Annotated in this window: 14 protein-coding genes; 4 read left to right on the top strand and 10 right to left on the bottom strand. The window is 64.0% G+C overall.

The window, feature by feature from the left end:
- Positions 1-4: 4 nt before the first annotated feature.
- Both RTH74_RS14690 and RTH74_RS14695 read left to right on the top strand, forming a co-directional pair.
- Entirely contained in the window at positions 5-466 is a 462-nt protein-coding gene (locus RTH74_RS14690) for an inhibitor of vertebrate lysozyme family protein (RefSeq protein ID WP_099524988.1), read from the top strand.
- A 158-nt stretch (positions 467-624) separates the two neighbouring features.
- Positions 625-1854, top strand: coding sequence for a nucleoside recognition domain-containing protein (locus tag RTH74_RS14695; protein ID WP_099524989.1), 1230 nt, complete (start codon positions 625-627; stop codon positions 1852-1854).
- A 21-nt stretch (positions 1855-1875) separates the two neighbouring features.
- Here RTH74_RS14695 and RTH74_RS14700 read toward each other — a convergent pair whose 3' ends face one another.
- The 6 genes from RTH74_RS14700 to RTH74_RS14725 all read right to left on the bottom strand — a co-directional run bounded on the left by RTH74_RS14700 (position 1876) and on the right by RTH74_RS14725 (position 7808).
- Positions 1876-2457, bottom strand: a complete 582-nt coding sequence (locus RTH74_RS14700) for a hypothetical protein (protein WP_316915129.1) — start codon at positions 2455-2457, stop codon at positions 1876-1878.
- Positions 2458-2566: 109 nt separating this feature from the next.
- On the bottom strand, positions 2567-2782 hold the full coding sequence (locus tag RTH74_RS14705; RefSeq protein ID WP_099524991.1) for a dodecin: 216 nt from the start codon (positions 2780-2782) through the stop codon (positions 2567-2569).
- A 123-nt stretch (positions 2783-2905) separates the two neighbouring features.
- Complete coding sequence (locus RTH74_RS14710) at positions 2906-5314, bottom strand: TonB-dependent receptor (protein ID WP_316915130.1); 2409 nt, start codon at positions 5312-5314, stop codon at positions 2906-2908.
- Positions 5315-5410: 96 nt separating this feature from the next.
- The gene (locus tag RTH74_RS14715) at positions 5411-6352 is read right to left on the bottom strand and encodes a FecR domain-containing protein (RefSeq protein WP_316915131.1); all 942 of its coding nucleotides are present in this window, start codon (positions 6350-6352) and stop codon (positions 5411-5413) included.
- A complete protein-coding gene (locus RTH74_RS14720; RefSeq protein ID WP_316915132.1) occupies positions 6349-6855 on the bottom strand; it encodes a sigma-70 family RNA polymerase sigma factor in 507 nt (168 codons plus the stop codon). The genes RTH74_RS14715 and RTH74_RS14720 overlap by 4 nt, the downstream gene beginning before the upstream one ends.
- A gap of 74 nt (positions 6856-6929) precedes the next feature.
- Entirely contained in the window at positions 6930-7808 is an 879-nt protein-coding gene (locus tag RTH74_RS14725) for a LysR family transcriptional regulator (protein ID WP_316915133.1), read from the bottom strand.
- A 124-nt stretch (positions 7809-7932) separates the two neighbouring features.
- Here RTH74_RS14725 and trpB point away from each other — a divergent pair, with 124 nt between their 5' ends.
- Both trpB and trpA read left to right on the top strand, forming a co-directional pair.
- Positions 7933-9147: a tryptophan synthase subunit beta gene (gene trpB / locus RTH74_RS14730; RefSeq protein WP_316915134.1), complete on the top strand. Its 1215-nt coding sequence runs from the start codon at positions 7933-7935 to the stop codon at positions 9145-9147.
- Entirely contained in the window at positions 9144-9953 is an 810-nt protein-coding gene (trpA, locus tag RTH74_RS14735; RefSeq protein WP_316915135.1) for a tryptophan synthase subunit alpha, read from the top strand. Before trpB ends, trpA begins: the two co-directional genes overlap by 4 nt.
- Positions 9954-10102: 149 nt before the next feature.
- Here the strand turns inward: trpA and RTH74_RS14740 are convergent, their stop codons facing one another.
- The 4 genes from RTH74_RS14740 to RTH74_RS14755 all read right to left on the bottom strand — a co-directional run bounded on the left by RTH74_RS14740 (position 10103) and on the right by RTH74_RS14755 (position 13221).
- Entirely contained in the window at positions 10103-10528 is a 426-nt protein-coding gene (locus RTH74_RS14740; RefSeq protein WP_316915136.1) for a hypothetical protein, read from the bottom strand.
- Positions 10518-11120, bottom strand: a complete 603-nt coding sequence (locus tag RTH74_RS14745) for a nucleotidyltransferase domain-containing protein (RefSeq protein ID WP_316915137.1) — start codon at positions 11118-11120, stop codon at positions 10518-10520. The genes RTH74_RS14740 and RTH74_RS14745 overlap by 11 nt, the downstream gene beginning before the upstream one ends.
- A 130-nt stretch (positions 11121-11250) precedes the next feature.
- Complete coding sequence (locus tag RTH74_RS14750) at positions 11251-12687, bottom strand: SulP family inorganic anion transporter (RefSeq protein WP_316915138.1); 1437 nt, start codon at positions 12685-12687, stop codon at positions 11251-11253.
- Positions 12688-12813: 126 nt separating this feature from the next.
- The gene (locus tag RTH74_RS14755) at positions 12814-13221 is read right to left on the bottom strand and encodes a hypothetical protein (protein WP_316915139.1); all 408 of its coding nucleotides are present in this window, start codon (positions 13219-13221) and stop codon (positions 12814-12816) included.
- Between the last annotated feature and the right edge of the window lie 35 nt (positions 13222-13256).

Here is a 13256-nt window from a genome sequence, read left to right on the forward strand (position 1 = left end):
ATAGATGCAATCGATCCACGCCATTGCCGCCGCCCTGCTGATGGGCGGCGCCCTGGCGGCTCAGGCCGCCGACCGCGACGCCAGTTTCCATCCAGGCGAACTGCTCACCAGCAACACCGAGTACCGTGAAGCCTGGCAGGATCTGGTGAAGAACGAAGAGCGCTTGCCGGACTGGCTGATCAACCTCAGCGGCCTGTCCACTCCCATGCAGACAGTGGAAGCCGATAGTGATCGCTATCTGGTTGGCCAGATCTGCGAAGCGAACAGATGCTTCAATCAGCGCGCCTATGTCGCCTTCGAATGGGAAGACGACGATGCCTACGCGCTGTATGTGCAGGTACCGGATGGCCTGCCGGAAGACCGCGCGCCAAGCGAGCATGCCAGCCTGCGTTGGCTGGGCGAGCCGGACGAGGAAATCCAGCAGATGCTGATGGAACAGCTGCGCAGCGATCCCAACTGGTATTGAGTGACGGCAGTTTGCCGGCTGTCCCACAGACACCGCCGGCACGTTATCATCCCCCGCCATAACGGCATGTCCTCCTTCATCTGGCGCTTTGCGCCATCTTCTTCCTCAGGGAGAAGGCGATCAGGGAAGGCGTCGCTTGCCAATCTAGGGGGATCGCAATGCTCAATGGCCTGTGGCTGAGCTTTTTTCTGCTGGGAGCCGCTGCCGCTCTGGCACGCTGGCTGATTGGCGGTGATGCAGCCGTATTCGGCGCAATGGTCGAAAGCCTGTTCGCCATGGCCAAGCTCTCGGTGGAGCTGATGGTGGTGCTGTTCGGCACCCTGACACTCTGGCTGGGGCTGCTGCGTATCGCCGAAAAGGCCGGGCTGGTCGATCTGCTCGCACGCATGCTGGGCCCATTGTTCGCCCGCCTGATGCCGGAAGTGCCACGCGGCCATCCAGCGTTGGGGCTGATCAGCATGAACTTCGCCGCCAACGGCTTGGGGCTGGACAACGCCGCCACGCCCATCGGCCTCAAGGCCATGCGCGCCTTGCAGGATCTCAACCCCAGCGCCACCACGGCGAGCAATGCACAGATCCTGTTCCTGGTACTCAATACCTCCTCTCTGACCCTGCTGCCGGTATCGATCTTCATGTACCGCGTGCAGCAAGGTGCTGAAGATCCCACGCTGGTATTTCTGCCGATCCTGCTGGCGACCAGTGCGTCGACCCTGGCAGGCCTGCTGGCGGTATCAGTGATGCAGCGCCTGCGTTTGTGGGACCCGGTGGTGCTGGCCTACCTGATTCCTACCGCGCTGCTGCTCGGTGGCTTCATGGCCCTGCTCGCCGGCATGAGCGCCACGGCGCTGGCGGCGCTGTCATCGCTGCTCGGTAACCTCACCCTGTTCGGCTTGATCCTGATGTTTCTGGTGGTTGGCGCGCTGCGCAAGGTGGCGGTGTACGAGAGCTTCATCGACGGTGCCAAGGAAGGCTTCGACGTGGCCAAGAGCCTGCTGCCGTATCTGGTCGCCATGCTCTGCGCCATCGGCGTTCTGCGCGCATCCGGCGCGCTGGATTTCGGCCTCGACGGCATTCGCTGGCTGATCGAAGCGCTGGGCTGGGATACCCGCTTCGTCGATGCTCTGCCCACTGCGCTGATGAAACCCTTCTCCGGCGGTGCCGCGCGCGCCATGCTGATCGAAACCATGGAGAACTTCGGCGTCGACAGCTTCCCGGCGCTGGTTGCGGCGACGGTGCAGGGCAGTACCGAAACGACGTTCTACGTGCTGGCGGTGTACTTCGGGGCGGTCGGCCTGCAGCGCGCCCGCCACGCAGTGGGCTGCGCCCTGGTCGCCGATGCGGCCGGGATCATCGCCGCCATCGGCGTGTGCTACTGGTTCTTCGGCTGATCGCCGCGAAGTCAGGGCTGCTCAGTCAGCGCCCAACCCCAGCTTGTCGCCCGCCCAGCTCAGCAACGGATCGCTGTGCTGGTATTCGCGCAACGCCAGCAGCTTGGGCGCGATGAATGCCTCGAAGTCCTCAGCCTGTTCGAAGTACACCCCGGTGAAAATGGTGAACATCGACTTGTTGCCGACCGTGGCATAGAACAGGTTGCCCACCGGCTCACCGTCCTGGGTCAGCAGCTTGAGGCTGGCGCGGCTGGCCAGCTTGGTGTCCAGCGGCAGATCCTGTTGCACCAGCCCGCTGTCACGCAGGCCGAACGAGGCGCCGAACGTCTCGGCGTAGCTGGTCATCAAGGCATCACCGGCGCGCGGGTAGAGAGAGACACCGCTGTAGAGGTAGAACCAGTCGCTGCCCTCGCTCTCGAAACTGAGGTCGATGCTGCGCGCAGCGTAGGTCACCAGCTTCTCGTAGCGCCCCTCGTCCGGGGCCTCGTAAGCGGCGAAATCCTCGCCACTGAGCAGCAGTCGGCGCTCCTCGGCGAGAGGCGGTTCGTTGTCGACGCAGCCCGCGAGTGCGAGCAGGCTGAGCAGCAGCACGAGTCTGAACATGGCATTCCTCCCTGAATTGACCCGCGCAGCTTGCCCGAACCGAGCACACCTCGCCAGCGACAGCCCTCGTCGCTGTGCGCGGTGCCACAGCCTTGCGTCTGAGTGCCCGTCAGCTACCGCTCAGGCGAAAGCCAACCTTGAGCGTGACCTGATAGTGCCCCACCTTGCCATTCTCGATATGGCCACGAGTGTCGATCACCTCGAACCAATCCATGTTGCGCACGCTCTTGGCGCATTCTGCCAGGGCATTTTCGATGGCTTCCTCGATGCTGGTGCGCGACGAGCCGACGATCTCGATCTTCTTGTAGGTGTGGTGAGTGGACATGACGGACTCCTGAGTGGTGAAGGTTCTTGTTCAGACTAGCCCGCCCCGTAGAAGTGTCATCTGTCGCCCCCTTATCCGGCCTGCTGGAAAGCCGCCACGGGCTTTCCAGCGCCTGGGCTGGCGTTAGAAGTCCACCTGGTAGCCCAGGGTGAAGGTGCGCCCACGACCCTTGAAGTTGTAGTCGTTGGCGATACGTGCCGACTGCGAGTAGTAGGTGAAATAGTCCTCGTCGAGCAGGTTGTCGATGCCCAGCGACAGGCTACCCACCGGCAGGCGGCGGCTGACGCTGGCGGAGAGCAGGGCGTAGCCGTCGAATTCCAGGCGCGGGTCGTCGAAGCTGCGGCTGACGTAGTAGTTGTATTGCAGGTAGCTCGACCAGTCGTCGTTCCAGTTGGCTTGCCAGCCCAGGCTGTACTGGTCCGGCGAGATGTTCAGGCCGGTCAGGCGAGTATCCACCTTGCCGTCGCCATCGGTGTCGGATTTACCCTGGCTGTGGGCGTAGCTGCCACGCAGGCTGTGGCGGTCATCGATATGCCAGTTGCCGGTCAGCTCGTACCCCTGGATCTCCACTCGCTCGCGGTTAGCGATGTAGTTGCCGTCGCTGTTCACCGACAGGCGCTCGCCGACGCTGGAGAAGGACTCGTAATAGCTCAGCTCCATGTCCACCCGGTCGAAGTTCAGACGCAAGCCCACTTCACGCGAACGGGTGACGATCGGCTCCAGCTCCAGCAGGCTTTCCACCTCCAGCCCCGGTTCGTCCAACCCACGCAGCACACGGCCGATGTCCGGCATGCCGAAGCCTTCGGAGTAGCCGCCGTAGAGCTGTGCCCAATCGGTAGCCTGGTAGGTGAAGCCGTAGTTGCTCAGGGTTTTGCCGAACGACACCTTACCGCCGGTGACGCTCACCCCGCCGGCGTTGTTGGTGCCCCACACGGTGCGAAAGTCATCCACGTCGAGCTCGGAATGCTCGCGGCGCACGCCAGCCATCAGGGTCAGCTTGTCGGTCAGGTGCAGGTCGCCCTGGAGGAAACCAGCCTGGTTGTCGTAGGTAGACGGCGGCACGTAGCTACGATTGGTCTGCACCAGCACCTGCTCGCCCTTGTCGCGCATCAGGTCGAGGCCACCGGTCAGATCCAGCAGACCGTCGAACAGGCCTTTGCGGCGCAGGGTCAGCTTGCCACCCCATTTCTCCGAGTCACTGCGGCTTTGCTCCCACAGGGTGCCGACCGGCGCGATGTTGGGGTCCTGAAAGGTCGCTGAGATCAACGCGCCGAACTGGCCACGGTAGCGCTGGTGATAGAGCTGCATATCGAGCACGTTGCCGTACAGGTCCTGATTGCTGTAGCTGAAGGTGTACTGGCGGTTCTCGTTGAACGCCGGGTCGCCCTGCGGATCGCCCTTGCGCGCGGTGGTGGGAATACCGGCGGCGCGGTTGCCGAGTACCGGCACGTAGTCGTTGTTGCCCTTGAGCTCGTAATGATTGGCACTGAATTGTAGGTGCTGCACGTCGTCGATCCAGTAGCCGAGCTTGAACATCAGGTCGTGGTCGCGGGTGTCCTGGATCTCGCCCGGGTAGGCGACGCCAATCAGCTCATCGTTGGCATCGTAGAACGCACCGCGCTCCTGCCAGGTGGCACCGAACAACGTTTCCCAGTCGCCCTGCTGGGCGCTGAGCCGGTAGTTCATCTTGTAGCTCAGGCCATCCTTGCTGAAGCGGTCGTCGCTCTCCAGGCTGACCCCGGCGTGCTGGCTGACGCCGTTACCTTCGGGCCGACGGCTGATGAAGTTGACGATGCCGCCGGTGGCGCCGCCGCCGTGCTCGGCCGAGGCGCCATGAATCACCTCGATGCGCTCGATCTGTGCCAGGTCGATGGTGTAGCTGCTGCGCCCGTCGTTGCGGATCGAACTGGCTTGCGGCACGCCGTCGACGAGAAACTGCGGGGTGCGCCCACGCAGCGTCTCACCGGCGTTGGACATCTTCTGCCGACTCGGCGAGTAGGACGGAATCAGGTTGCTCAACACCTGGCCTGGGTCGCTGCTCAGCGCCAGCTGCTGCTCGATCTGCTGGCGGTCGATGACGGTCACGCGCTGCGTGGTCTCGCCCACTGCACTGTCACTGCGCAGGGTGCTGACGGTCATCGCTTCCAGCTGCAGCACATCACTGCCCAGCTTACTTGGCGCGGGCAGCTCATCGAGGCCGTAGACCCCCTCGGCCTGGCGCACCGCGCGCAAGCCACTGCCCTGCAGCAGACGGGCAAAGCCGTCCTCGACCTGATAGGGGCCCTGCAGACCCGGGCTGCTTTGCCCCTGCAGCGCGCTGGCATCGAACGACAACGCCACGCCGGCGGCGCTGGCATAACGGTTGAGCACCTCGGCCAGCGGACCGGCAGCGATGTCGAAAACCTGTGTCTGCACGGCAGGCTCGGCGGGTGCAGCGCTGGCCAGCGGCACGGCCAGCGCCAGGCCGGAACAGAGCAGGGCAGTTTGCACAGCGAGGGTTAGCGAATGCAGTTTGCAGCGAGGTTGACGCATGGATTTCCCCTGAGAACGAAAGGCCTGTAGCCGAGATGTCAGGAGGGCCGATCCAGTCGAGAAAAAAGTGCAAACGACAATGAATATTTTTGCTAATTAAACCTTTGGCACCAGCGTTACCCAGTAATCGCTGCGCCGCACCACACGCAGCGGGAAGCTGTGTTCCAGCGCCGCCAGGGCACGATCGGTATCGGCCAACGGGAAGCTGCCGGACACCTTCAACCCGGCCAGGGACGGGTCGATACGCAGCACGCCATGGCGATAGCGCGCCAGCTCGGCGATCACCTCACCCAGCGGCTGATCCAGCGCGATCAGGCTGCCCTGCGCCCAGGCCGTCGTGGCGGCATCGTTGGCACGCGGCGCCCCGAGTCGTTCGGCATCGAAATGCAATTGCTGCCCGGCAAGCAGCGTCTGCATGGCTTGCAGATACCGCAGCGGCGCGACCTCCACCCGCTGCTCCAGCACCGCGACGCGGCAGCCCTGCTCGTCGCTGCGCACGCAGAACCGCGCGCCCTCGCTGCGCACCACGCCGTGACGGGTTTCCACCAGCAAGGGGCGGGCTTCGTCGAAGCTTTGGATCAGCGCCTCGCCACTGACCAGGCGCAACAGGCGGCGCTGCCCATCGACATACCATTGCGCGGCGCTGGCCGTGCCCAGCATCAGCTGGCTGCCATCGCTCAATTGCCATTGGCGGCGCTCACCCACACCACTGCGGTAGTCGGCCAGCCAGTAGCGCCGCGTATCGCTGTGCCAGGCGAACCAACCCAGCGGCAGCGCCAGGCCGACCAACGCCAGGCTGCCAAGCAGACGGCGCCGGCCATGGTCGACGCCACGCAGGACCGACGAAGCAATGGGGCCGGGCAGCAGGCCCAGTTGCTCGCGCAGTTGCTCGATCTGCTGCCAGGCCTGGCGATGAAGCTCGTCGGCGTCGTACCAGTGCTGCCAGGCCTGCTGCTCATGGACATCGCTGTCACCGGCGCACAGCCGCGCGTACCAGTTGCTGGCGGCCTTGAGCGCCGCGCGCTGCACCTCGGTCACGGCTGCCAGCCTGCCTGCAGCAGACAGCAATGCTCCACGGCGCGGGCCATGTAGGTGTTCACGCTGCGCAGGGAAATGCCCAGGCGCGCGGCAATCTGCGCGTAGGTAAGGCCGTCGAGCTGGGACAAAATGAACACCTCGCGCACCGTGCGGCCGAGACCGGCGAGCAGACGGTCGACCTCCATCAGCGCTTCGAGGAGCAGCGCCTGATGCTCGGCGCTGGGGTGTTCGGCCTGCGGCTGATTGGCCAGCGCTTCGAGATAGGCTTGCTCCAGCGAACGCCGCCGCAGAAAGTCGGCCATCAGCCCCCGCGCCACCGTGGCCAGGTAATCACGTGGCTCGCGAATGCTCGCCGCATTGCCGGCACGCAGCAGACGCACGAAGGTGTCCTGCGCCAGGTCGGCGGCATCGCAGCCATTGCCCAGGCGCCGACGCAGCCAGCCTTGCAGCCAGTTGTGATGGTCACGGTAGAGGGTGTGCAGCACCTGGGCGTCGGCGGGCATAGCGCGATTTCATATCAAATGACAATGAATTGCATTGTCATCCGTACCTCATCGACTTGGCAACACCGCCAGTGCTACGCCAGCTCGCGCCTCAGCCACTGCGCCAGGCGCTCGCTGCGCGGATCGGCGCGACGCGTCCACAACGCCAGGCAGCCCGCGGTTTCGACGAAGCCCCAAGGCGCGACCAGGCGGCCGGCACGCAGGTCGTCGGCAACCAGCGTTTGCGGCGCGATGGCCACGCCGAGCCCGGCCACGGCGGCTTCCAGCAGATAGTAGAGATGCTCGAAACCCTGGCCGTGCTGCAGTCGCTCGGGCGCCAGCCCTTGGGCACGGGCCCACTGCGGCCAGGCCTGCGGACGCGAAGTGGTGTGCAGCAGTGGCTCAGCGTATAGCGCATCGGCGGTGGCCGAACTCAACTGCGCGTGGTTGACATAGCGCGGGCTGAGTACAGGGCCGATGCGTTCGGGCGCCAGCTCGAATACCTGCATGTCGCTCGGCCACGGCGGATCGGCAAACAGCAGAGTGGCGTCCACCTCGGCGCTGCGCGGGTCCAGCTCGCCCTGGCTGGCCGACAGTTGCAGGCGCAGTTCCGGCAGCTCGCGCTGCAGGCGATCCAGGCGCGGAATGAACCAGCGCGCCAGCAGGCTGCCCGGGCAGCCAAGGACGAAGGGCCGCTCCTCGGTTTCACGGCGCAAATCAGCACAAACGCTACTCAGACGCTCGAAGCTCTCAGTGGTGACATCACGCAGGCGCAAGCCGGCATCAGTGAGTTTTACGCCACGCCCGTCCTTGTCGAACAGGCTAACACCGAGCCGTTCTTCCAGGGCACGAATCTGCCGGCTGATCGCACCGTGGGTGACGTGCAGCTCCTCACCTGCCTTGCTGATACTTTGCAGGCGTGCGGCGGCCTCAAAGGCGCGCAGAGCGTTGAGCGGGGGCAGTTCTCGGCTCATGATTATGTGACTTTTTCTGACGTGTTACTGCAATCTAATCGCTTTTCACCGCGTCGGCCAGCGGTAAAATGGCCCCATCACCCACTCGCCCTGCCAGCCCAGTGCTGTCGACAAGGAGCACGCCATGACCTCATTTCGCACCGGCCCCGACACTCGCGGCCTGTTCGGCCGCTTCGGCGGTCAGTTCGTCGCCGAAACCCTGATGCCGCTGATCAACTCGCTGGCCGCCGAATACGAGAAGGCCAAGAGTGATCCGGCTTTCTTCGAAGAGCTCACTTATTTCCACCGCGACTTCATTGGTCGCGCTACCCCTCTTTATTACGCCGAGCGCCTGAGCGAGCACTTCGGCGGAGCGAGGATCTACCTCAAGCGCGAAGACCTGAACCACACCGGCGCGCACAAGATCAACAACTGCATCGGCCAGATCCTCCTGGCCAAGCGCATGGGCAAGCAGCGCATCATCGCCGAGACCGGCGCCGGCATGCACGGCGTGGCCACCGCCACCGTGGCTGCGCGCTTCGGCATGCAGTGCGTGGTGTACATGGGCACCACCGACATCGATCGCCAACAGGCCAACGTCTTCCGCATGAAACTGCTCGGCGCCGAGGTGATTCCGGTCACCGCCGGCACCGGTACCCTCAAGGACGCCATGAACGAAGCCCTGCGCGACTGGGTGACCAACGTCCACAACACCTTCTACCTGATCGGCACCGCCGCCGGCCCGCATCCGTATCCGGCCATGGTGCGCGACTTCCAGTCGGTGATCGGCAACGAAGTGCGTGAGCAGATCCTGGAGAAGGAAGGGCGCCTGCCCGACTCCCTGGTGGCCTGCATCGGCGGCGGCTCCAACGCCATCGGCCTGTTCCACCCCTTCCTCGATGACCAAGGCGTGCAGATCGTCGGCGTCGAGGCGGCTGGCCATGGCGTCGACACCGGCAAGCATGCGGCGAGCATGGCTGGCGGCGCGCCTGGCGTGCTGCACGGCAACCGCACCTTCCTGCTGCAGGACGAGGACGGCCAGATCACCGATGCCCACTCGATTTCCGCCGGCCTCGACTATCCCGGCGTTGGCCCGGAACACGCCTGGTTGCACGAGATCAAGCGCGTCGAATACGTGCCGATCAGCGATGACGAAGCCCTCGAAGCCTTCCACCACTGCTGCCGCCTGGAGGGCATCATCCCGGCCCTGGAAAGCGCCCACGCGCTGGCCGAAGCCTTCAAACGCGCACCGAAGCTGCCTAAGGATCACCTGATGGTGATCAACCTGTCCGGTCGTGGCGACAAGGACATGCAGACCGTGATGCACCACATGCAGGACAACCAGGAGAAACACGCATGAGCCGCCTGCAGAACCGTTTCGCCGAACTGAAAGCGGAAAACCGCGCTGCGCTGGTGACCTTCATCACCGCCGGTGACCCCGACTACGCCACCTCACTGAGCATCCTCAAGGGCCTGCCGGACGCTGGCGCCGACGTGATCGAACTGGGCATGCCGTTCACCGACCCGATGGCCGACGGCCCGGCCATCCAGCTCGCCAACATCCGCGCGCTGGCCGGCAAGCAGGGCATGCAGCAGACACTGCAGATGGTTCGTGAATTCCGCCAAGGCAACCAGAGCACGCCGCTGGTGCTGATGGGCTACTACAACCCGATCTTCGTCTACGGCGTCGAGCGCTTCATTGCCGACGCAAAAGAGGCCGGTGTCGACGGCCTGATCGTGGTCGACCTGCCGCCGGAGCATAACGACGAACTGTGTGAGCCGGCGCAGAGCGCGGGTATCGACTTCATCCGCCTGACCACGCCGACCACCGACGATGACCGCCTGCCCACCGTGCTGGCTGGCAGCTCCGGCTTCGTCTACTACGTATCGGTGGCAGGCGTTACCGGCGCTGGTGCGGCAACCATGGATCATGTCGAGGAAGCCGTGGCGCGCCTGCGTCGCCACACCGAGCTGCCCGTATGCATCGGATTCGGCATCCGCACCCCGGAGCACGCCGCCGAAGTGGCCAAGCGCGCCGAAGGCGCGGTGGTTGGCTCGGCGCTGATCGACAAGATTGCCGAGGCGAAAAGCCCGCAGCAGGCCATCGACGGCGTGCTCGGCCTGTGCCGCGAACTGGCCGAAGGGGTACGCGGCGCGCGCCGCTGATACCCTCTCTGGCATACGAGAAAGCCGCTGGCGGAGCGATCTGTCAGCGGCTTTTTCATGGCTTTGTAGCCTGAGTCGAGCGTAGCGATACCCGGGGAATTGTTTGATGGGTTTCGCGAGGATCAACGCATCCTAGGTGCTCGTGTAGATTACGCCATCGCCATGGCTTTCCGTACGTCAGGCAGAAGTGCATCGGTCGCCGCAATCAACTCGGCCAGCAGCGGCTCATCCACGTCTATATACCCTTCGTACTCGGCCAGGTTGCGTCGGTCATGGCATAGCGCAAACAGGCGCACTTGCGCCTTGCTGACGGCAAGCGTGTGCGCCAGGCACTGGAACACCAGATAGCGGCGGTCGGAACGATAGCCCTGTAGGCGCAATGCAGTCAGAGCCAGTGCGTGAGCAGCGTTGTAGGCGAGGTCGAAGCGGCTGGCGAATGACAGCGCAGGGTTGTGGGCGTCCTGCAGGCGGTCGACGGCCGAACGCAGCAGTCCTTCGCATTCCTTGGGGTCTGGCGGTTCGGCCTTAAGGCCGCCTGTGCGCAGCAGGTTGTCCAGATTGTCGTTATTGCCCATGTTCGGTTCCCTCCGGATCGTGGCCGATCAGCTCGATCTTGTCCTGCTGCGCCACCCGCAGCACGAAACTGTTGCCAGCGACTTTCCTGGCTTGCCACTCGTGCGGAGTATAGAGCGTCGGGTTGATGGTGCGTCCTAGTTGGGCCTCCACCGGCAATAAGCGCTCCATCACGTCGGAATAGCTGAGTCCATTGCCGATCAGCATCAGGTCGATATCGCTATCAGCGTGTTCACTGCCTTTGGCCAGCGAACCATAGACGAATGCCCACGTCAGTTGTCCAGCCAACGGCGCGAGTGCTTCACGCAGCGGGGCATCAATTCCGAAAGTCTTGCGCACGATGCCTTGCAGCTCGGTATAGATCGGGCAGTGCGGGTTAGCCTGGTAATGGGTCTGGTTGCCCTGACGGGTCATACTCAGGATACCCACCTGCTGCAGACGCTCCAGCTCACGCATCAGGCTGCCTTTGCCAACCTGAGCATGGCGGGCGATTTCATTGGCATAGAAGCTTTGTTGCGGCTTGCCGTAAAGCAGCCCCAATACCTTGCGCTGGGTGCCGGTGAACAGCGCCTCGCCTAATGAAAGAGTTTGCATGGGCGGCCCAATGAGTCCCAAAAAAGGAACGATAGTTCCCTTTTAGGGACTCTTCAATGGTTTCTTCACTTAATAGCGAGAACGCGGCCTGCCTTAGCAGCAGGCAAGGCACTCAGCCGCAGTTGCAACCTCATTCGCTCGCACGCTTGAGCAACTGCTTGCAGCGCTCGGACAAGTGCACCACACGAAGATGTTTGCCCGCACGCTCGTAGCGTTCGCGCAGTGTCTTCAGCGCAGCGATGGCGGAGTAGTCGACGAAGCTCAGGTGGCGGCAGTCCAGGGTTACCTGCTGCGGGTCATCGGCCGGCTCGAATTGCGCCAGGAAGGTGGTGCAGGAGGCGAAGAACAGGGTGCCGTGGGCGCGGTACAGCTTGCTGCCGTCGGCCTGCATATCGCTGTCGGCATACAGCTCGCGGGCATGCTGCCAGGCGAAGTTGAGCGCGGCGATGACGATGCCGCAGAGCACGGCGGTAGCCAGGTCGGTGGCGACGGTGATGGCGGTCACCGCGACGATCACCAGCACATCGTTGGCCGGCACCTTGCCGGCGACGCGCAGCGAGCCCCAGGCGAAGGTCTGCTGCGCCACCACGAACATCACGCCGACCAGCGCCGCCAGCGGGATACGCTCGATCAGCGGCGAGAGGAACAGCACGAAGAGCAGGATCATCACCCCGGCGACCACGCCGGACAGTCGCCCGCGGCCGCCGGAGCCGAGGTTGATCACGGTCTGACCGATCATCGCGCAGCCGCCCATGCCGCCGAATGCGCCGGAAACCATGTTGGCCGCGCCGAGGGCGACACATTCGCGATCCGGGTGGCCGCGCGTGGCAGTGATTTCGTCGGTGAGGTTCAGGGTCAGCAGGGTCTCCAGCAGGCCGACCAGGGCCATCAGCACGGCGTAGGGGGCGATGATGATCAAAGTGTCCAGCGTCCAGGGAATGTCCGGCAGCACCAGGCTGGGCAGACCACCGGCGATCTGCGCCATGTCACCCAGGGTGTGCGTGGGCAGATCCAGCAGATAGACCAGCGCACCGATGCCAAGGATCGCCACCAGCGCCGGCGGTACGGCGCGGGTCAGGCGTGGCAGCAGGTAGACGATGAGCATGGTCAGCGCCACCAGACCGAGCATCAGGTACAACGCGTTGCCCTGCAGCCAATGGCCGTCGTGCTGGAAGTGCTCGAACTGGGCCATGGCGATGATGATCGCCAGGCCGTTGACGAAACCCAGCATCACCGGGTGCGGCACCATGCGGATCAGCTTGCCCAGGCGCAGCAAGCCGAACGCCAGCATGATCAGGCCACCAAGCAGCACCGTGGCCAGCAGGTACTGCACGCCGTGCTGCACCACCAGGGCGACGATCACCACCGCCATCGAGCCGGCGGCGCCGGAAATCATCCCCGGCCGGCCACCGAACAAGGCGGTGAGGGTGCAGATGATGAAGGCGCCGTACAGGCCCATCAGCGGGTTGACCTGGGCTACCAGGGCAAAGGCGATGCACTCGGGCACCAGGGCGAAGGACGAAGTCAGGCCGGCCAGCAGGTCAGCGCGTAGGGAGGCGGGTTTCATGGCGAGGTAAGCGGATGGAGAAGGGGCGCGCATGGTAACGCCCGAGCCCACCGCCGTCATGCACCCGCGCTGAGTTCTGCCGCGCAAGGGCTGGCCTTGCGCGGCAGACGGCCGATCAGGCCAGAATCAGCGATACAAGGCGCACAGCGGCTCGATCTTGTCGCCTTTGACGTAGGAGAAGCTCAGTTTGTGGCCTTCGATCTCCATGCCCAGCTCCATGGTCTTGGCATTGAACGCCAGTACCTGCAGATCGAAGCTCTGGTAGGGCGAGGTGATGTGGATCGTCTGGCCATCCTCGCTGAGGCGATAGTCGGAGACTTCCACCTCGCGCTCACCCTGCTCTGCGCAATTGAATGGATGCAGGTCGCTCTTGCCATTGGCCTTGAACTCCACCACGTTGGCGATGCCATTGTTCAGCGGTGTCATGGCCCAGATGCCGAGCAGTTGTTCCTGGTTGTCGACCGTGGCGGCGCTGGCCAGGGCGTTCGCACTCGAGACAACGGCAAGCAGGGAGACGAATAGCAGTTTGCTCATGGGATTTCCTTATCAGGTAATGAAGCACGCTCACA

The organism is Pseudomonas sp. zfem001, from assembly GCF_032621725.1.
Classification (GTDB): domain Bacteria; phylum Pseudomonadota; class Gammaproteobacteria; order Pseudomonadales; family Pseudomonadaceae; genus Aquipseudomonas; species Aquipseudomonas sediminis.

What these genes read in the sequence shown, in the direction of transcription:
- RTH74_RS14700 (WP_316915129.1), bottom strand. Translation starts at nt 2,457, where the DNA reads ATGTTCAGACTCGTGCTGCTGCTCAGCCTGCTCGCACTCGCGGGCTGC.
- RTH74_RS14745 (WP_316915137.1), bottom strand. Translation starts at nt 11,120, where the DNA reads ATGCAAACTCTTTCATTAGGCGAGGCGCTGTTCACCGGCACCCAGCGC.
- RTH74_RS14690 (WP_099524988.1), top strand. Translation starts at nt 5, where the DNA reads ATGCAATCGATCCACGCCATTGCCGCCGCCCTGCTGATGGGCGGCGCC.
- RTH74_RS14750 (WP_316915138.1), bottom strand. Translation starts at nt 12,687, where the DNA reads ATGAAACCCGCCTCCCTACGCGCTGACCTGCTGGCCGGCCTGACTTCG.
- RTH74_RS14725 (WP_316915133.1), bottom strand. Translation starts at nt 7,808, where the DNA reads ATGAGCCGAGAACTGCCCCCGCTCAACGCTCTGCGCGCCTTTGAGGCC.
- RTH74_RS14740 (WP_316915136.1), bottom strand. Translation starts at nt 10,528, where the DNA reads ATGGGCAATAACGACAATCTGGACAACCTGCTGCGCACAGGCGGCCTT.
- RTH74_RS14710 (WP_316915130.1), bottom strand. Translation starts at nt 5,314, where the DNA reads ATGCGTCAACCTCGCTGCAAACTGCATTCGCTAACCCTCGCTGTGCAA.
- trpA (WP_316915135.1), top strand. Translation starts at nt 9,144, where the DNA reads ATGAGCCGCCTGCAGAACCGTTTCGCCGAACTGAAAGCGGAAAACCGC.
- trpB (WP_316915134.1), top strand. Translation starts at nt 7,933, where the DNA reads ATGACCTCATTTCGCACCGGCCCCGACACTCGCGGCCTGTTCGGCCGC.
- RTH74_RS14720 (WP_316915132.1), bottom strand. Translation starts at nt 6,855, where the DNA reads ATGCCCGCCGACGCCCAGGTGCTGCACACCCTCTACCGTGACCATCAC.
- RTH74_RS14695 (WP_099524989.1), top strand. Translation starts at nt 625, where the DNA reads ATGCTCAATGGCCTGTGGCTGAGCTTTTTTCTGCTGGGAGCCGCTGCC.
- RTH74_RS14755 (WP_316915139.1), bottom strand. Translation starts at nt 13,221, where the DNA reads ATGAGCAAACTGCTATTCGTCTCCCTGCTTGCCGTTGTCTCGAGTGCG.
- RTH74_RS14705 (WP_099524991.1), bottom strand. Translation starts at nt 2,782, where the DNA reads ATGTCCACTCACCACACCTACAAGAAGATCGAGATCGTCGGCTCGTCG.